We start from the raw sequence: 18,307 nt of genomic DNA on the forward strand, positions 1-18,307 counted from the left end.
TGGAACTGAGCCGAAGATTAAGTTTTACTTTGGTGTAAAAGATAGTTCTTTACAAAATAGTGAACAAAAGTTACTTACTATTAAAGAAGACATTATGAATCGTTTATAATAAATTTTAGAAGAGTTCGGTTGAATATCGAACTCTTCTTTTTTATGAACAAATTTCAAACTATAAAATCCACTGATTCACTAATCCACCAATATGCTATGATAAATACACTAAGTTAGTAATATATCGTTTGTAAAGGATAAAAGAAACAGGTGAAATAGATGAATAAAAGACAACAAGAAATTTTACAAGTTTTATTATCTGAGTCTAATGAGTATTTGTTAGTGAAGGAGCTTGCTGATAGGGTAGAATGTTCGGAGAAGACGATTCGTAATGATTTTAAGGTGATTGAGGGATATTTAGAGAAGTATTCAGATGCACTTCTTATTCGGAGACCGGGTTTAGGTGTCTGTTTAGAAATTAAGGATTATGATAAGTCCAGTTTGTTCAATAAATTATATGCTGTAAAACAGGATGTAGGCTATGCATCAGACGAGGAGAGAGTGTTGCAAATTGCGTATAGCTTGTTGATGAATGTTAAGCCGGTTACAGTGAAGGAGCTTGCTGAGCAGTATTTTGTTAATAGAGCTACGGTTAAGAAAGATTTAGATAGAATTGAAACGTGGCTTGAGGAACTAGGGTTAGATTTAATTGTAAAGCAAAGGATAGGATTAACGGTAGGGAGCGATGAGAGAAGTAAGAGGGAGGCATTAGCTAAACTATCAGATTTAATTAATAATCGTGAATTAATGAATCAATTTATTAAAAAGCAATTTTTGTATCATGAAATTGAGTTTGTAATGACTGAATTGAAAGCGTTACAACAAAGATATGGTACGTTTTTTACAGACGATACGTTAGAGAACCTTTTATTACATACATTAATCATGGTGCGGAGGATGAAGTTAAAACAACCAATTTCAATGTCTAAAGATGATTTGAACTTTGTGCAGGAGACGAAAGAGTATGGGTGGACATTAGATTTTTTAACAAGGTTAGAGTTTGTATTTACGGTTCATTTTACTGAGGAAGAGGTAGCTTATTTAGCCATTCATATTTTAGGTGGAAAGTTTCGCTATCAAGATGGATGGGAAAGAAGTAAGTTAAATGTGAGTAGTCCTGTGCTTTCACAAATTGTATCGTATTTAATAGATCGTATGTCTAGGTTGAATGAAATTGATTTCGAGAAGGATACGTATTTATTAGAGGGATTGCAGATGCATTTGTATACGACATTAAATCGTTTGCAGTATAATCTTTCTGTCTCGAATCCGATGCTTCATGAAATTAAGCGAATGTATCCGTATATGTTTGATATGTTAATTCATGAGCTGGATGATATTAATAAATTATTAAGTCTACAAATCCCTGAGGAAGAAGCAGCCTATCTTACTTTACATTTTCAGGCGGCAATGGATCGTTTGAGTGATAAAAAGGTATCGAAAAATGTAATTATTGTTTGTCATATGGGAATAGGGATGTCGCAATTATTACGGACAAAAATCGAAAGGAAATTCCGGTATGTCCATGTGATGGATTGTATCGCAAAGTCCGATTTAGAAGGATACTTAATGAAAAATAAAAAGGTAGAGCTTATTATTTCTACGATAGATCTCCCGCCGTTAAATATCCCTCACTTTGTTGTATCTCCTTTATTAGAGCGGAGTGAAGAAAGTAAGTTAGAGGATTTTATGAAGAAATTAGATGAACTACCGTCTAACGGAAATAAGGACTTTGTGTTATTGAATTACACAACGCCTTTTTTAGTCTTTTTACAACAAGAAGTAGAACATCGATACGAATTAATTGAAAAATTGGCGAGATCTCTTTATGAAAAGGGATATGTAGAGAAAGAATATATTGAAAGTGCGATTGTTAGAGATAGAATGTCAGCAACAACAATTGGTGCAGGGGTTGCCATTCCGCACGGAAGTCCTAAGCTAATTAAACAATCCGCAATTGCAGTGGCTACGCTTAGGGAGCCGTTGGATTGGGGAGTAGAGAAAGTATCGCTCGTATTTATGTTAGCAGTTAAGAGTGATGGTAAGGAAGTTACGAAGCAGTTATTTCATGAGTTGTCTTTTATAAGTGAACAACCTGTTTTTGTACAGAAACTTATAAAGGAAACCAATATAATGAAGTTTTTATCTTATTTAAGATATGAATAGGTAAGGCGAGAAGCCTTACTTTTTTGATTTCTTCGGTAAAATAATGTTTTTTCCGGAAGTTACGGTAAAAAAGAAAACTTTTATGAAGCAAATATTGATATATATTATTTGTAGGCGCTTACATAATGGTAAGGAGGATTAAAATGAAAGTATTAGCGATTACATCGTGTCCAAATGGGATTGCCCATACGTATATGGCTGCAGAAAACTTGCAAAAAGCAGCGGATAAATTAGGGATTAAAATGAAAGTTGAAACACAAGGTGGTATAGGTGTTGAAAATGAACTTACTGAGCAAGAGATTCGTGAAGCAGATGGCATCATTATAGCTGCGGATCGAGTAGTAAATAAAGATAGATTCATAGGTAAAAAGTTATTAGTTGTAGGAGTTAAAGATGGTATTCGTAAACCAGAGGAACTTATTCAAAAAGTAGTAGATGGTAATGTTCCTGTGTATCATTCGGATGTGCAAAAAACAGGAAATGATTCACAAGGAAAAAAACAAAACCCTATATACCGTCATTTAATGAATGGTGTATCATTCATGGTTCCTTTCATAGTTGTTGGGGGATTATTAATCGCAATTGCATTGACACTTGGCGGCGAAAAAACTCCTGGTGGTTTAGTAATACCAGAAGGATCTTTTTGGAAAACAATTGAGCAAATAGGTGGAGCTTCATTTGCATTCATGGTGCCAATTTTAGCTGGTTATATTGCGTATAGTATAGCTGATAAACCTGGACTAGTTCCTGGTATGATTGGCGGATATATCGCAGCAACGGGAAGTTTTTATGGTAGTGAGAGTGGGGCTGGCTTCCTAGGTGGAATTATCGCAGGTTTCTTAGCTGGTTATGTAGCTCTGGGAATTAAAAAGTTAAAAATGCCAAAAGCAATTCAACCAATTATGCCAATTATTATTATTCCGGTATTTACATCACTTATTGTAGGTTTAGCGTTTGTGTTTATTATTGGTGCTCCTGTAGCGCAAGTATTTGAATCGTTAACAGCTTGGTTATCTGGTATGCAAGGTTCAAGTTCGATTCTTTTAGCCTTAATTTTAGGTGCAATGATTTCATTTGATATGGGTGGTCCAGTAAATAAGGTGGCATTCTTATTTGGTTCCGCAATGATTGGAGAAGGAAATTATGAAATTATGGGACCGATTGCAGCAGCAATTTGTATTCCGCCAATTGGGATGGGACTTGCTACATTTATAGGAAAGAGAAAGTTCCAAGAGTCGGAAAAGGAAATGGGGAAAGCCTCATTTACGATGGGCTTATTCGGTATTACAGAAGGAGCTATTCCTTTTGCAGCGCAGGATCCATTACGTGTTATTCCAAGTATTATGGCTGGTTCGATGACAGGTGCTGTTATTGCAATGATTGGTAACGTAGGGGATAGAGTAGCACATGGTGGACCAATTGTTGCGGTACTAGGAGCTGTAGATAACGTGTTTATGTTCTTTATTGCTATTATTGCAGGTTCTCTTGTTACAGCGGTTATTGTGAATGTATTAAAGAAAGATATTTCAAAAGCTGAAGAAACACAGGAATTAAAAGAAATGAAAGAAGTGTCAGCAACAAAGGAAGTAGCAGAAGTTCAAGAGCAAGTAATAGAAAAGCAAGCTGAAAAGGTTGAAATTCAGAAATTAACAGATATAACGAGTCTGGAGCTAATTGATATTAATTTAGCAGGAGAGACACGTGACGATATTATTGATGAAATGATTGAGAAATTAAATGCTGTAGGTGTTTTACATTCTGATTCAGAGTTTAAGCAAGCAATTATGAGTCGCGAAGCAGAGAGTAGTACAGGCATTGGAATGAATATTGCGATTCCTCATGGGAAGTCGAATGCAGTAAAAAAACCGAGTGTTGTATTTGGAATTAAACAATCAGGGGTAGATTGGAAGAGTTTAGATAGAACGGATGCAAAATTAATATTTATGATTGCAGTTCCAAAAGAGAGTGAAGGAAATGAGCACTTGAAGATTCTTCAAATGCTTTCAAGAAAACTTATGGATGATAGTTATAGAGAGAGATTAATATCTGTCCAAACGAAAGAAGAAGCACATAAGTTATTAGATGACATCGTATAAAATGGAGGATTTTAATCATGACAGAACCGTTATTTTTTGCACCCATTTTTAAAGAAAGAATTTGGGGTGGTACGAAATTAACTTCTTTCGGATATGAAATACCATCAGAACAAACGGGAGAATGTTGGGCTTTTGCTGCGCATCAAAATGGACAAAGTGTAGTTAAAAATGGAAAGTATAAAGGCTTGTCTTTAGGACAATTGTGGAATAATCATCGAGAATTATTTGGGGATATTGAGGGGGATTGCTTCCCTCTTCTTACAAAAATTTTAGATGCAAATCGTGACTTATCTGTTCAAGTGCATCCAAATGATGAATATGCACGTATAAATGAAAATGGTGAGCTAGGAAAGACTGAATGCTGGTATGTCATTGATTGTAAAGAAGGTGCTGAAATTATTTATGGGCATCATGCAAAGACAAAGGATGAACTAGTAGAGATGGTGGAGCAAGAAGAGTGGGACAAGCTATTACAACGTGTAAAGGTGAAGCCAGGTGATTTCTTCTTTGTTCCAAGCGGGACTGTTCATGCAATTGGTGAAGGAATTTTAATATTAGAAACGCAACAAAACTCTGATACTACTTATCGGTTATATGATTATAATAGAAGAGATTCAGAGGGGAAACTGCGTGAACTCCATCTTGAGAAAAGTATGGAAGTAATAGAGACACCATTTGTTTCAATGCAACAATCTGTTCAATATGAAGAAATAGAAGATTTATATGTAACAAAATTTATTAAATGTCCTTATTTTTCAGTGGAAAAATGGGAATTAGATGGAGTGGTTAACTTAACGCAAAAAAATCCATTTCTTCTTTTAAGTGTAATAGATGGAGAAGGCGAGCTAATACACGGTACTGAAAAGTATCAATTGGAGCAAGGAGATCATCTCATATTACCAAGCGATTTTGGGGAATATAGGGTGGTAGGACGTGCTGAATTTATTATTGCGAGCGTATAAGAGATGAAATATAACAGGAGAGAGTATCGTCGACAAAATATGTTCGACAATACCCTCTCTTTTTTTATAGGATTTTTGCTATACTAAACTGTACTATAATACATGATGGAAGGAGGAGAATGATGAAAATACTTGTGGTTGATGATGAATCGAGTATTCGTAATTTGATTCGGATGCAGTTGGAGATGGAAGGTTATGAAGTATTGGCAGCGGCTGATGGGAGAGAAGCTTTAGAACGATGGAATGAAGGGCCGGATGTATTGATTTTGGATGTTATGCTTCCGGATACGGATGGGTATGAGTTGCTTCGTTTGTTCCGTGAGAGGGATAGGGATATTCCGGTGCTTATGTTAACGGCAAAGAGTCAGATGAATGATAAGTTGCTTGGCTTGCAGCTTGGTGCTGATGATTATGTGACGAAGCCATTTAATTATGCGGAGCTTATTCTTCGGGTTAAGAATATGGCGCGGCGTGTAAAGAAGACGGAGGTCGCTGTAAGTCATGAAGTAATTGAGGCTGGAGAGATAGTGATTTGTCCTAAGGAAAGAAAGGTACATGTGAGTGGACAAGAGATTCAGTTAACGTACCGAGAGTTTAATTTATGTCAGTTGTTTGTTTCAAATCCGCAGCGTGTGTTTATGAGGGATGAGTTGCTTGAGAAAGTATGGGGGTTTGAGTATATCGGAAATACGAGAGCAGTTGATATTATGGTGCAGAGACTTCGCAAGAAGCTTGGGACGAGCGGAGAATATATTAAGACAATTTATGGCGTTGGCTATAAACTGGATTGTTAAGTGGTGATGGTATGTCTTTAAAGCGAAATATGGTGTTCGGAATAGTTGGGCTGTTAATTCCGATTTTTGTTCTTTTATATGCAGTTGTTTATATTACGTTAGAAAAGAATATGTATCATAACGCAGCAGATTCTTTAGAAAAGTTAAGTGTAGAAGCACAAATTTATACGATGAATTATTTAGAGAAGGAAGCAGAAGTGGATACGCTTGGTCCGAATTCACTTTTAATTGCGTCGTATTTAGCAAAGCGTATGGATGTCCGTGTGCAGATGATCGGGAAGAATGGCGATGTTGTTGCAGATACACAAAAAGGAGCATTGCTTCACCGTAACATCGACATTGAGAGTTCCTTGAAGGGAAAGAAGTCTTATGTTTTTGAGGAGGCGGATCCAGCTCCTATTCTTTTGTTTTCAAGCCCAGTATATTATGGAAACGATGTCATTGGAAGTATTCGTTTTATAAATGAGTTAACGGGTGAGAAGGAAGTTTTAACAAATGTGAGTTGGACGTTCTTAATGACATCTCTTTGCCTAGTAGCTACCGGTATTTTCTTTGCGATTCGTTTGGCGAAGTCTCTTCATAAACCAATTGATCAGTTGAGACAAATGGCACAGAGGCTCGCGAATGGTGATTATAAGAGTAAGATTGAGTTAAATGAGTACGTAGAAATCGCTCAGCTTTCAGCATCTTTTAACGCGATGGCCGATGGAATTGAGCTGCATATTAAGCAATTGCAGGAGGAGAAAGAGAAGCAGAAAGATTTCCTAGACCGCATTACGCATGAGCTAAAAACACCGCTAACGGCAATTATCGGTTATGTTGATTTAATTCCGAAGTTACAATCGAAAGAAGATGTACAGGAAAGTCTTCGTTATGTGGCTGTGGAAAGTGAGCGGTTATTATCACTTGTAGAGGAACTGCTTAAGTCCTCGAAATATGGAACGAGTACGTTTGAAGTGTCTCCTACAGTTGTGAATATAAAGGAATTGGCAGAAGAAGCAGTTTCAATTGTGAAACCCCGTCTAAATCAGTTTGAAATTGAAGTGATAAATGAGTTAACAGATGTACATGTTGTGGCGGATTTTGATAAGACGAAGCAAATTTTCTTAAATGTACTTGATAATGCAATTAAGTATAGTGATGCTTCGCACATTCGTATGAATGTAATTGTGAATGAGCAGGAGGCGAAGGTTTTTGTTCATGATGATGGGATCGGTATAGATGAAATGGTGCTTGCAGAGTGGAATGAGTCTCCGAAAGGAAAAGCACTTCCTTCTAGTTACGGGAATGGGTATGGTTTGTATATTTGTCAGGAGATTATGAATAAGCAGGGCGGAAGCATGCGGATTGAGAGTAATGAAGAAATAGGTACTACAATATTCATTACATTTTTGCTTCCGAGAAGGATGGAAGATATAAAAAACTTGAAAGCGGTTAAATGATACATTTATGAAACAATTATGCGGTATTTTCGAAACAACGTTTTTTTATCTTGGAGGTAGGCAGAAATGAAAAGGCTATCATTTCAAATTCTTATGTTTGTCATTTGTATGATTGTTTCTCTTGTTTTGTTTTATGTTATGGAGAAGCAAATATATAATCGAATCAACATTGTAAATGATAAACAAGCCGTTTTACAAAGGGTGAATGAATCTCTTCCAATTGAAGTGAAAGTAAGACATGAAAAGTGGGGAGAAATCGTTGTAACGGATGAAGTTCGTTTGCATACGATTGTTTCATTCTTTGACCGAATTCGAATAGAGCCTGGGGACGTTAAGAGCCAAGAACAAGTATTTACTGGAGAAGTAACGTACTTGAATGGACATAAGCGTACTTTTGCAGTAGGTGACTTGTTCCAGTATGGGGAAAATGTATACGGAAAGAATGGCATGGATCCGATGATTTCAGCATTTCAAACGTATTTATTAAGCCTGTATTACACACCAGAGCGTATTAGTGATTTCTTTGCTTCAGCAAAGGATGTCGTAGTACGTCAAGGTGATGTGGTACGTACTATCAATCTTACGCACATACTTGATTCTATTCGATACGCAAAGCAAATTACAGATTACGGAGAAATTCAGAAGTTATTACAATCGCAGAATGAACCGATTGCTTATATTACAGCTTATAAAACAGGTAAGCGTGTAAAGAATGATCGTGAAGATATTCTTACGATTTCTGTGTATCCATCGTACTTTGTTGTGCAATATCTCGGTGATAATAACGGAAATGTCATGTATATGAAAAGCTCTCTAGCAGAGTTATTCGTAAAGGAGAATGCGTCATGAGAAAGATAGCCTTTTTCTTCTTTTTGCTAGTAATTGGAGGAGCGATGTCTAGTTGCTCTCGAGATACAACCTCTATTAAATATAGTAAAAATGGTCTCCCTATTTTGGATGATCGTCATATTGTTGCGTATGTGGCGGCTCGTGAGGAAGTTGGTGAAGCGTTACTTTCATCATTTTGTAAGCCGCGCGGATGTACGTATGAATTTATTCGTCTTTCAACAGAAGAACTTCTTCGTAGAGTGGAAGAAGAAGCTGGAAATCCGAAGGCGGATATTATTATTGGCGGTACAGTAGATGCGCATCAAATGATGAAGCAAAAAAATCTTTCTATTCCTGTGATAAGCCAACATGCAAATCGTATTTCAAAAACTGTTAAAGATAAAGATGGTTATTGGTACGGTTATGAAGTGGAGAAGCTGGCAATTGCGATTAATAAAGAGCGGTGGAACGAGGAAATAGCGCCGCTCGGTCTCTCGTATCCGTTAAGATGGAAAGATTTATTGAATCCAGTATATAAGGGAAAGATTGTCATGCCCGATCCAAATGTTTCAGGTACAGCATATACGTTTTTTCAATCACTGATTGATACGTTAGGTGAAGAGGAAGCGAAGGAATATGTGAAGAATCTGGCAGAACAAGTTGGAGAAGTAACAGTGAATGGTTACATTCCAGCAGAACTTGTTGCGAGCGGTGAATATATGATAGGCATCAACTTTATGGGAGATCAGAGAATGCTTCAAAAACAAGGCTTTCCGATTTTAAGTAACGAACCTGAGCAAACAGGGTTATCTGTTAATGCGATTTCTAAACTAAAACGTGCACCGAGTGGTATTATTGCGGATTTATTTATTGATTATTGTTTATCAGAAGAAGCGGGGCATATTTTAGAAAAAGTGTCGTTTGGCGTACCAACGATGTTTGCGAAGAATGAGAAAGAAATAGAAGGACAGCCGGTTAGAAGGACGAACCAAAATATATCAAATAGCGGAATAATCGAGATATGGAATAGACAGCGTCTCTCTCTGAAGTGAGAAAAGGAGACGGAAATATATGTTTAAATGGCTCAAGCCAGCACCTGCAATTGAAAGATTGCCAGCGGATATGATCGACCGTGTATATCGATTACTACGTATTCGTGTGTTAATCGGGATTTCAGTTGGATATGCTGCTTATTATTTAGTTCGTAGTAACTTTACGTTATCAAGTACGTATTTAGTACAAGAATATGGTTTTAGCACAGCTGAAATTGGTCTACTAGGTTCAGTAATGGCAATTGTTTATGGATTTAGTAAGTTCTTTATGGGGAATTTATCAGATAAAGCTTTCGCCCAGCGCTTTATCGCAGTCGGTTTATTCTTATCAGGGCTTGTAAATATTTGTTTCGGCTTTGCATCATCATTTGGGATGATTGTTACATTACTTGTTGTTAACGGTATTGTACAAGGTATGGGAGCACCACCTTGTAGTATTGTTATGACGAAATGGTTCTCGAAGAAAGAACGCGGTACGAAAACAGGTCTTTGGAATATTTCACATAACGTTGGTGGAATGCTTGTGCCACCACTTGTCGGAATTGGTGTAGGTATTTTCGGTGAAAATCATTGGCAAGGCGGCGTGTTTATTTTCCCTGCGATTATCGCAATGGTAATTGCAGTGCTTGTTTGGATCAATGCGAAGGATACACCAGAATCTGAAGGTCTTCCTCCAATTGATGAGTATCGTAATGACTATGAAAATCTTGAAAAAGCAGATAATGCTAACAAGATGTCACCAAAAGAAATTTTAATGAAGTATGTAGTGAAAAATAAATTTGTATGGTTCTTATGTATTGCGAATGCTTTTGTTTATTTAATTCGTTTCGGTGTTATTAACTGGGTTCCACTTTATTTAACGACAGTTAAAGGATTTTCAAAAGCAGAAGCGCATGCGGCATATGCAATCTTTGAAGGTATGGCAATTCCAAGTTCATTAATCGTTGGTTTTTTAAGTGATAAATTATTTAAAGGAAAACGTATGCCATTATGTATTATTAGTATGGTTGGAGTTGTTATTGGTACGTTTATATATTGGCAAGCAACTAGCGTACTTGTTGTAAGTATTGCAGTTTCTATTATCGGTTGTTTAATTTATGTACCACAGTTCTTAATCGGTTTAAGTGCGATGGAATTAGTACCGAAATTTGCAGTAGGTACGACAGTTGGTATGTGTGGTCTATTCGGTTATGTAGGCGGAAGTCTTGTAGCTAACGCAGCAATTGGTGTTATTGTTGATAGTTCTGGCTGGGATGGTTGTTTCATCTTACTATTAACAGGAGCGGTTTTATCAACAATCTTCTTATTTATTGTTCAACGTGGACATGAGAGAAAAGATCCTAAAGCGGCGTAATATTTTGTTTGAAAAAGCTATCCAATTGTGATTGGATAGCTTTTATATTAGAAAAAACAAACAGTATGTAAAATTGCAGTTTAATATGTAAAAGACTTTTGTTACTTAATATAATTTTTTTAGATTCCATAAACCAAATAGATACATGGTTGTACCGAAAAATCCGCCGGCGCAGCCCCAAAGCATAACATCAAATAAAGAAATAGAGATTTCTTCTGAACCTACATAGGGAAGGATATAATTCATAAAAACAAACATTTGAAAGCCCCAAAGCACACCTGCTTTTAAGCCAGCTTTTCTTAATTTTTTCTTGTGTTGTAAATATTCTTCTTTTGTTGCACATTCAGTATCACTTAAACCTTTTTTCTTGAATTTAAAGACTAAATAATTAGCGTAAATCATATTAGATAGAAAAATGAATATTGTTCCTATAGATATTGTGTGGTTCATAGTATCAACAAGTAACATAATAAGCATTACCAACATATTTAGCCACCATAAACCAATTCCAGCTACAGATAATTCTTTATTGATTTCTTGTTTTTGATATTCATCTCTCTCACTCAGTGTTCCAACAAAACTATTATAAACTCTTTCTTTCCATTCAATTTTCATCATTTAATCTCCCTCCCAAAATAGACTGTTTAAATCTGTTTTTAGTGCTTTTGCTAATTCGATACATAAGGCTAAAGAAGGGTTATATTTATTATTTTCAATTAAATTTATTGTCTGTCTCGCCACGTTAACTTTTTTAGCTAACTCTAGCTGCGATAGCCCTTCAGATTTTCGATATTGTTTAACGTTATTCAAATATAACCCTCCCATTTATGGTTGTAGACCTCGTGTACCAAAATGTCATTTATATGTGACATTTTATAATTGAATAAATGAAATGTCAAATATATATGACAAAAATGATAGTAGTACAATTAGGAAAATAATTTTAATAATTTATCTTGGTAAGAAGTTTATTAATAAAAGATGGCTTACATTCATATAAAAAGTACTTGAAAATTCAATTTAAATTATCCTTTTTCCTTTCCTTAAATCTATCTTAAAAGATATAATGTCATATTTCTAATCATTGGAATTTTTGTTACAATATAATTGGATGTGTAAAACTTTGTAAAAATAATGTAATAATATGTAATGTATTTTCAGAAAGTTTTATACAATTTTATATTAAACTATTAAGTTGTAAAAAGGAGAGAGACTATGTTACCAAATACGGTTCGTACTCCAAACAAGAAGAAGAAATGGATTATTATTGGGGTTATTGCACTAATTGTTATTGTAGCGGCAATTAATATTTTTGTTATGCAAGGTAAGAAGAAGGGTGCATCAACAAATGCTGATGCTGTAAGTTTTGAGAAAGTGACAGAGCGTAAGCTGAATAATACGAAGTTAATTTCTGGTCAGGTGAAGCCTGGTAATATTGAAAGCTTCTATGCAGATCCGGCCAAAGGGAAAGTGAAAGATATTGAGGTAAAAGAAGGGCAAGAGGTAGAGAAAGGCACGAAGTTATTCTCTTATGATAATGAAGAGATTAACCTTCAAATGAAGCAAGCTGAGCTTGATCAGAAGATGGCGGATATGCGTTATGATCAAGGGAAAAAGAAGATTGATTCGTTGAAGAAAGAAATTAAGAAGGCGAAAGATAGCGGAGCTGGGAAAGAAGTAACAGATCCGATGGACGAGCAAGTAAACGAGTTAGAGATAGGACAAAAAACAATTGACCTTGAGAAAGAAAAAGGAAAGTTGCAGAAAGAAGAGTTAAGTAAGAAGCAGAAAGAACTTACGATTTATAGCAATTTTGCTGGTGTTGTTCAAAAGTTAGATAAAGATGCGGCACAAAGTTCATCTCAAGCGTTAGGTGGTCAAGGAAAAGCGTTTTTACAAGTAGCTTCTAAAGATCCATTCCAAGTTCAAGGTACGTTAACTGAGCTTCAAAAGTCACAAATCCAAAAAGATCAAACATTCACTGTAACTGCAAAAGCAAATAATAAGAAGAAGTGGACAGGTAAGATTACAGAGGTAAGTGAGTTCCCAACAAGTGCAGAGATGGCGCAAGCTGGCGGCATGGGTGAAGCAACTCAAAATATGTCTCAGTATACATATAAAGCTAGCCTTGATAGTCAAGATGGTTTATCTCCAGGTTATCACGTTTCTCTGCAAGTAAACTTAGAGAATAAGACGATGGTTGCTGTCCCAAGTAAGAGCATTGTAGCAAAAGGCGATGATGCATTTGTTTATGTTGAGGATAAAGGGAAGCTTCGTAAACAAAATGTGAAAAAAGGTTCTACTGATGGAGATTGGACAGAGGTTGTAGAAGGCGTAACAGTGGGGCAAAAGGTGGTTAAAAATCCTTCCGACGATGTGTATGACGGAATGGAAGTGAAAGAGAAATGATTACGTTAAATAATATTGCTAAAACGTATTATCAAGGAAAATTGGCGGTGCCGATTTTGCATGGTATTAGTTTAACAATTCAGAGCGGTGAGTTCGTTTCGATTATGGGACCGTCTGGTTCTGGTAAGTCGACGCTTATGAATATTATCGGTTGTTTAGATCGTCCAACAGAAGGCGAATATATGCTGAATGACGTGAATATCTTAACAGCAGACGAGTCAAAGCTTGCTTTAATTCGTAATGAATATATTGGCTTTGTATTCCAGCATTTTAATTTACTACCTCGTCTTTCCGCAGTGGAAAATGTTGAGCTTCCGCTCGTATATGGTGGCGTGAAGAAAGCGGAGCGTCGCAAGCGTGCTTTGGAGGCGTTAGGTAAAGTTGGATTGGCAGATCGCGTGCATCATTTACCAAATGAGTTATCAGGTGGACAGAAGCAGCGTGTAGCGATTGCAAGAGCGATTGCGAATAATCCAACGTTCATTATGGCCGATGAACCGACTGGTGCACTTGATACGAAGTCTGGTGAGCAAGTTATGAATATTTTCACGAAGCTTAATGCAGAAGGTACGACAATTGTTATGGTTACGCATGAAGAGGAAGTAGCAGCGTATTCTTCCCGCCGAATTGTACTGCGAGACGGGAAAGTTACAGAAGATAGAAGGTGTGCGGTATGAGTTTACTAGATAGTATAAAAATTGCCCTGTCTTCTATTTTAGCTCATAAACTGCGTTCAGCTCTTACGATGCTCGGTATTATTATTGGGGTAGGTTCGATTATTACTGTCGTTGCAATTGGGCAAGGCGGGGAAGCGATGCTGAAGTCGAAATTCGCGGGTTCTGGTGGTAATAACCTTATGCCAATTCAATTTAAAGCAGATATTAATGATGAATTTGCTATAGGTGGATTTGAGATACCGAAGTTAACGGAAGAGGATATTTTGGAAGTAAAACAAGTGAAAGATGTTTCACACGTTATTACAACAAATTCGACGACAGAGACACTTGATGTAAATGATAAAAAAGCAAGGCTGAATGTTATTGGTCTTGATAATGAATATTTTGCGGTTAATAAAGTAAAGGTCGTAAAGGGACGTACTTTAAACGAATCAGATATTTCTCATGCAAATAACGTTGTGATGATTAGTACAAAAACAGAGGAGACGTTATTTAAGGATGTAAACCCAGTTGGACAAATTATTGAGATGAAGGGACAGCCAATGCAAATTATTGGTGTGTATACATCTGATAATGAGTTTATGGGATTTGAAATGGAAGAAGCGTTAATCCCTCTTACATTATGGCCTGTTTTATACGGAACAGATGATATTCAAAATATCGCCATTCAAGCTAAAAATGTAGACAATTTAGAAGCAGCAGGGAAACGAGCTGTTGATGTATTAAATAGTCGTAAGCCAAGTGAAATCCCAGGTAAATATGAACTGGTGAATTTAAAAGAACTCCAAGAAAATGTTTCTAAAGTAACTAGCATCATGACGATGATTATCGGTGGTATCGCTGGTATTTCATTAGTCGTTGGTGGTATTGGTGTTATGAATATCATGCTTGTATCTGTAACGGAGCGTACGCGCGAAATTGGGATACGTAAAGCGCTTGGAGCAACGCGTAGTAAAATTTTATTACAGTTTTTAATTGAAGCCGTTATGTTAACACTTCTAGGTGGTTTGATCGGAATTGGCCTTGGGTATGGCGGAGCATATATCGTTTCTACATTCGCAAAATGGCCACCACTCGTTTCATGGGAAGTTGTCGTTGGAGGCGTACTGTTCTCGATGACACTCGGTATTATTTTCGGATTAATTCCAGCAAATAAAGCTGCGAAATTAGATCCAATTGAAGCATTACGTTATGAGTAATTAATAGTGTAGTAGAACTACACATTACCGTTCTAGTGGGCGGTTCGTAGCCTCTATATGAGGAAGTGAACCGCCCGTTAGAACGGGTTATATAAATAGAAGGAGGCGTTATAATGGAAGCTAATATTAATACGCAAGATGTAGGTGCGAAGAAGCCATCATTATTAGGAATGATTACTTCTCCAAGTGAGCAGTTTGAGAGAATGAAGACGAGTAATGCAGTTTGGGGTGCATTTTGGCTACTTGTTTTAATAGCTGGGCTTGTTGGGGGATTTGCTGCTTATGTATATTCTCTAACACCTGAAGCAATTAAGCTTAATAAGGAATTAGGTGTTACTGTTTCAGCTGCAATGACATATGGTATGGGATTTGGGATAATTGCTATTAGTATGGCATTTGTCTTTCTACTTAGTGCTGTGGTGTATAAAGTGTTAATGGTATTTATAAGCAATGATACTTCTTTTAAAAAGTTATTAGCGATTACTGTATATTCAAGTGTTATTTCATTACTAGGTTTATTAATAAATACGATTTTAGCATATATTTTAGGTGGATCAGGTCAAGAAATGTACACTGGCCTAGAGCCAATTTTTGCTTCAAGTAGTGGTGTTGTAAAAGGCATTGTAAGTAAATTTGAAGTGTTTACAATTTGGGGATATGCAGTTACATGGCTAGGTCTTCAAATTACAGCAGGTTTGACTAAAAAGCAGGCAACAATTATTACTATTGTTTTCTTTGTTTTAACTCTTGGAATCGGAGCTTTACAAGGTATGTTCCAATAAGGAAATAAGATAGAAAAGGTGGCTCTTCCAAGAGTCACCTTTTTTATTTTTACCCCTATATCAAATACCACCAACAAAATTTCAAATACTATCTAGTGTAATTTCAGATTCCGTCGGTAGTATTTGAAATTACTCACAGTGAAATCTTTTCTTTATTTTTATATTGTGAAGGTACCGCGGAATACTAGAAAGGTATACCTTTTAGAAACGGGTACTGTGTGAAGCCAGCGACTTTTAAAGAGGCAGTTGTTTTGTATGAAGGGATGATTGTAAATCAAATAAAGAAATTAGGTATTCGTAAAGATTATGAAGAGTATTATCAATGTGGTTTAATTGGTCTTTGGCATGCGTATGAAAGGTTTGATGCAAAGAAGGGGTATTTCCCTGCATATGCAGTTGTAACGGTGCGTGGTTATATATTAGAGAGATTGAAGAAAGAGTTCGCAGTGCAGGAGAGATGTGTATGTGTAGGAGAGTATGAGGATATCTTTCATTTTGAGGATGTTGAAATAAGAGTGAAGGATTTTATGAGCGTGTTAGATGAGAAGGAGAAGTATATTATTTTTGAACGTTTTTTTGTAGGGAAGACGATGGGAGAAATCGCTTTAGAGATGGAAATGACATATTATCAAGTAAGATGGATGTATCGGCAAGCACTTGAGAAAATGCGAGATAGTGTAAGAGGATAAAAATAGAAAATAGAATGGAAGGTGAGGAAATACTACCTTCCATTCTATTTGTTATTAAGGTGATGAATCTTGCATGTTCATTTGGGATAATACATATCCAGCTTTCCATAATTGCTGACTTAGCTTATGGGAACTAATTTGTATCGTTACGGTAGCTCCGTTTGAAAAATGAATTTTAGCTCGTTTAGCTTTTTTGAAAAACTCTATTGTATGAACATGTTTGAAGAAAAGCCAAATGCAATTTGGAGAAGCAGGAGATTCTGTTGGGAAAGCACAAATATATTCTCTATGATTGATCGGAATTGGAACGTTTTGTTTGAATTTAAATTTTGTTTTTACGGCATTACGTCTCCCTTGATAAGTAGAATAAATATTTGTTAGACAAGATTTCTGTATAAGTTGGAGAGCAGTTTGACAGGAGTAAAGATGGTTCCCGCTACTGTCGATAATTTTTGTGCGGTAATAAGGGTGTTTACATGGTTCAAGCATCATTGTAGAACTAGAAATAAAAATGTTGTTTTCATTATCCATAATTCTATATCCTCCCTTATAATTTTAATTCCGAATATAATTATATATAAATTAAGTAAATTTACTGTTAATATTCTATTTCATATTGTAAATTTTGGCTATTCGTTTACAATCAATAGGTGATAGTCTTTCTAATTTGCATCGCTTGTACATATATATGAAAATAGAAAAGAGTAGGCGGTGATATAGTATGAAGAAAAAGTATATTATTATGGCTTTAGTTGTCGTTCTCCTAGTATATTTAGCAAACAGTAATCCGAGTAAGGGCGAATATACAGAATGGGCAGCGAAGCAGTTTATGAAGCGTAATGATGTGAGTAAGAAGCTAGATGAAGTTCAAAAAGAGAATGAAGAGGGTCTCCTTGGCGACTTGGCATCGGCCGGTAAAAAGTTAGCGAAAAAGTATGTTGAGCCACAAGTTGGGTTATTAATCGATCATTATACGAAGCGAAATGATTATATATTCTTCTCAACATATACGACTGAGTTTGATATAGGGGAAGAACATTATAAGTATGTATGCGTCGGTTTCTCAAAGATTTTTATTCCGATTGAAATGCCGAAGAAAAAAGACGAATCTGCAAAATGATGCAGATTCGCCTTTTTCATTTTATAGAGTAATTGGAACTTCAGATACATTTTTTTCTACAAGGCGAGCTCCCTTTTTTCGTGTATTTTCATCAATGGATGAAAATACAGATGAGGCGAGGATTGTATCCATTACTTGATTTACGACTTGTGCATCGATTGGTGTGATGGGCGTATCGATAGAAAAAACGACTGTTTTTCCATCTTCTTTTGCGAAAATCAACTCTAGTACTTGCATGTGTTATTCCCTCCTTTGTATTTATCAAGCTATTTATGGGATTTGGGTCTGCCGGTTAAATTGCGGTCTAATACTCAGCGGGGATGAATAAAATCCCCACTGATCCGAGTTTTACTTTATAGTTTAGAAAGATCTGATGTGCTTACAAGTTGTACAGCGTGAAGTGGTGATGCTTGTAAGGAAGCTAGAGCATGAGCTACGTTGTGTACTTGATCTAAGCTCGCATTTGTTTTAACACGTTTAAATTGTTTGCTCTTGAAAACTGTTTTGCCGTTCTTATCTAATCCGTTGTTTAAGACAAGACGTAAAGTTAAATCCATTACGATTGTTTCAATTGCCATGTGTATCACCTCCTCGTATGATTAAGTTAGGTTTTTTAGGGACGGGATGTACCTATAAACCCAAGAGTATCTATTTTTATGAGATACTTAAATTTGTAGATAGAGTGT

Annotated in this window: 20 protein-coding genes; 15 read left to right on the forward strand and 5 right to left on the reverse strand. The window is 36.2% G+C overall.

Features of this window, described 5'->3' with window-relative positions:
- The 9 genes from MR168_RS33980 to pgtP form a co-directional block, all read left to right on the forward strand.
- Nucleotides 1–109: hypothetical protein (locus MR168_RS33980; RefSeq protein ID WP_282093732.1), on the forward strand; the 109-nt coding region annotated here is incomplete at its 5' end.
- Nucleotides 110–270: 161 nt separating this feature from the next.
- The gene (locus tag MR168_RS26205; protein ID WP_086412314.1) at nt 271–2,217 is read left to right on the forward strand and encodes a BglG family transcription antiterminator; all 1,947 of its coding nucleotides are present in this window, start codon (nt 271–273) and stop codon (nt 2,215–2,217) included.
- Between the two features lie 143 nt (nt 2,218–2,360).
- Entirely contained in the window at nt 2,361–4,313 is a 1,953-nt protein-coding gene (locus MR168_RS26210; protein WP_086412315.1) for a PTS fructose transporter subunit IIABC, read from the forward strand.
- A 17-nt stretch (nt 4,314–4,330) separates the two neighbouring features.
- On the forward strand, nt 4,331–5,275 hold the full coding sequence (manA, locus tag MR168_RS26215; protein WP_016123802.1) for a mannose-6-phosphate isomerase, class I: 945 nt from the start codon (nt 4,331–4,333) through the stop codon (nt 5,273–5,275).
- A 122-nt stretch (nt 5,276–5,397) separates the two neighbouring features.
- Nucleotides 5,398–6,069 carry a response regulator transcription factor gene (locus tag MR168_RS26220; protein WP_000699557.1) on the forward strand — a complete coding sequence of 224 codons (672 nt, stop codon included), beginning with the start codon at nt 5,398–5,400 and terminating at the stop codon, nt 6,067–6,069.
- 11 nt (nt 6,070–6,080) lie between these two features.
- A complete protein-coding gene (locus tag MR168_RS26225; RefSeq protein ID WP_000054026.1) occupies nt 6,081–7,511 on the forward strand; it encodes a sensor histidine kinase in 1,431 nt (476 codons plus the stop codon).
- 66 nt (nt 7,512–7,577) lie between these two features.
- Nucleotides 7,578–8,360 carry a DUF3919 family protein gene (locus MR168_RS26230; RefSeq protein WP_048558312.1) on the forward strand — a complete coding sequence of 261 codons (783 nt, stop codon included), beginning with the start codon at nt 7,578–7,580 and terminating at the stop codon, nt 8,358–8,360.
- A complete protein-coding gene (locus MR168_RS26235; RefSeq protein WP_001225641.1) occupies nt 8,357–9,391 on the forward strand; it encodes an ABC transporter substrate-binding protein in 1,035 nt (344 codons plus the stop codon). Before MR168_RS26230 ends, MR168_RS26235 begins: the two co-directional genes overlap by 4 nt.
- Nucleotides 9,392–9,410: 19 nt before the next feature.
- The gene (gene pgtP / locus MR168_RS26240; RefSeq protein ID WP_000477601.1) at nt 9,411–10,745 is read left to right on the forward strand and encodes an MFS transporter; all 1,335 of its coding nucleotides are present in this window, start codon (nt 9,411–9,413) and stop codon (nt 10,743–10,745) included.
- Between the two features lie 105 nt (nt 10,746–10,850).
- On the opposite strand, the gene MR168_RS26245 is transcribed toward pgtP, so the two are convergent.
- Complete coding sequence (locus MR168_RS26245) at nt 10,851–11,363, reverse strand: DUF3278 domain-containing protein (protein WP_000975596.1); 513 nt, start codon at nt 11,361–11,363, stop codon at nt 10,851–10,853.
- Nucleotides 11,364–11,555: a helix-turn-helix transcriptional regulator gene (locus tag MR168_RS26250; RefSeq protein ID WP_001067016.1), complete on the reverse strand. Its 192-nt coding sequence runs from the start codon at nt 11,553–11,555 to the stop codon at nt 11,364–11,366.
- A 405-nt stretch (nt 11,556–11,960) separates the two neighbouring features.
- Here MR168_RS26250 and MR168_RS26255 point away from each other — a divergent pair, with 405 nt between their 5' ends.
- The 5 genes from MR168_RS26255 (at nt 11,961) to MR168_RS26275 (ending at nt 16,501) form a co-directional block, all read left to right on the forward strand.
- Nucleotides 11,961–13,154 carry an efflux RND transporter periplasmic adaptor subunit gene (locus tag MR168_RS26255; protein WP_086412316.1) on the forward strand — a complete coding sequence of 398 codons (1,194 nt, stop codon included), beginning with the start codon at nt 11,961–11,963 and terminating at the stop codon, nt 13,152–13,154.
- The gene (locus MR168_RS26260) at nt 13,151–13,831 is read left to right on the forward strand and encodes an ABC transporter ATP-binding protein (RefSeq protein ID WP_000631626.1); all 681 of its coding nucleotides are present in this window, start codon (nt 13,151–13,153) and stop codon (nt 13,829–13,831) included. The genes MR168_RS26255 and MR168_RS26260 overlap by 4 nt, the downstream gene beginning before the upstream one ends.
- A complete protein-coding gene (locus tag MR168_RS26265; protein ID WP_061113496.1) occupies nt 13,828–15,030 on the forward strand; it encodes an ABC transporter permease in 1,203 nt (400 codons plus the stop codon). Before MR168_RS26260 ends, MR168_RS26265 begins: the two co-directional genes overlap by 4 nt.
- A gap of 113 nt (nt 15,031–15,143) precedes the next feature.
- Nucleotides 15,144–15,812, forward strand: a complete 669-nt coding sequence (gene yknW / locus MR168_RS26270) for a YknW family membrane protein (protein ID WP_016123795.1) — start codon at nt 15,144–15,146, stop codon at nt 15,810–15,812.
- A 218-nt stretch (nt 15,813–16,030) separates the two neighbouring features.
- A complete protein-coding gene (locus MR168_RS26275) occupies nt 16,031–16,501 on the forward strand; it encodes a sigma-70 family RNA polymerase sigma factor (RefSeq protein ID WP_042868009.1) in 471 nt (156 codons plus the stop codon).
- Between the two features lie 54 nt (nt 16,502–16,555).
- On the opposite strand, the gene MR168_RS26280 is transcribed toward MR168_RS26275, so the two are convergent.
- Nucleotides 16,556–17,032, reverse strand: a complete 477-nt coding sequence (locus MR168_RS26280) for a competence protein ComK (RefSeq protein WP_242291591.1) — start codon at nt 17,030–17,032, stop codon at nt 16,556–16,558.
- Between the two features lie 190 nt (nt 17,033–17,222).
- On the opposite strand from MR168_RS26280, the gene MR168_RS26285 reads away from it, so the two are divergent.
- Nucleotides 17,223–17,621: a DUF4359 domain-containing protein gene (locus tag MR168_RS26285; protein WP_000731405.1), complete on the forward strand. Its 399-nt coding sequence runs from the start codon at nt 17,223–17,225 to the stop codon at nt 17,619–17,621.
- Nucleotides 17,622–17,642: 21 nt separating this feature from the next.
- On the opposite strand, the gene MR168_RS26290 is transcribed toward MR168_RS26285, so the two are convergent.
- Together MR168_RS26290 and MR168_RS26295 are read right to left on the reverse strand one after the other, a co-directional pair.
- Complete coding sequence (locus MR168_RS26290) at nt 17,643–17,858, reverse strand: DUF2922 domain-containing protein (protein WP_001197593.1); 216 nt, start codon at nt 17,856–17,858, stop codon at nt 17,643–17,645.
- Nucleotides 17,859–17,974: 116 nt separating this feature from the next.
- Nucleotides 17,975–18,199: a DUF1659 domain-containing protein gene (locus tag MR168_RS26295; protein WP_000963861.1), complete on the reverse strand. Its 225-nt coding sequence runs from the start codon at nt 18,197–18,199 to the stop codon at nt 17,975–17,977.
- Nucleotides 18,200–18,307: the final 108 nt, after the last annotated feature.

Source organism: Bacillus cereus group sp. BfR-BA-01356, from assembly GCF_022663635.1.
In the GTDB taxonomy this organism is placed as follows: Bacteria; Bacillota; Bacilli; order Bacillales; family Bacillaceae_G; genus Bacillus_A; species Bacillus_A cereus.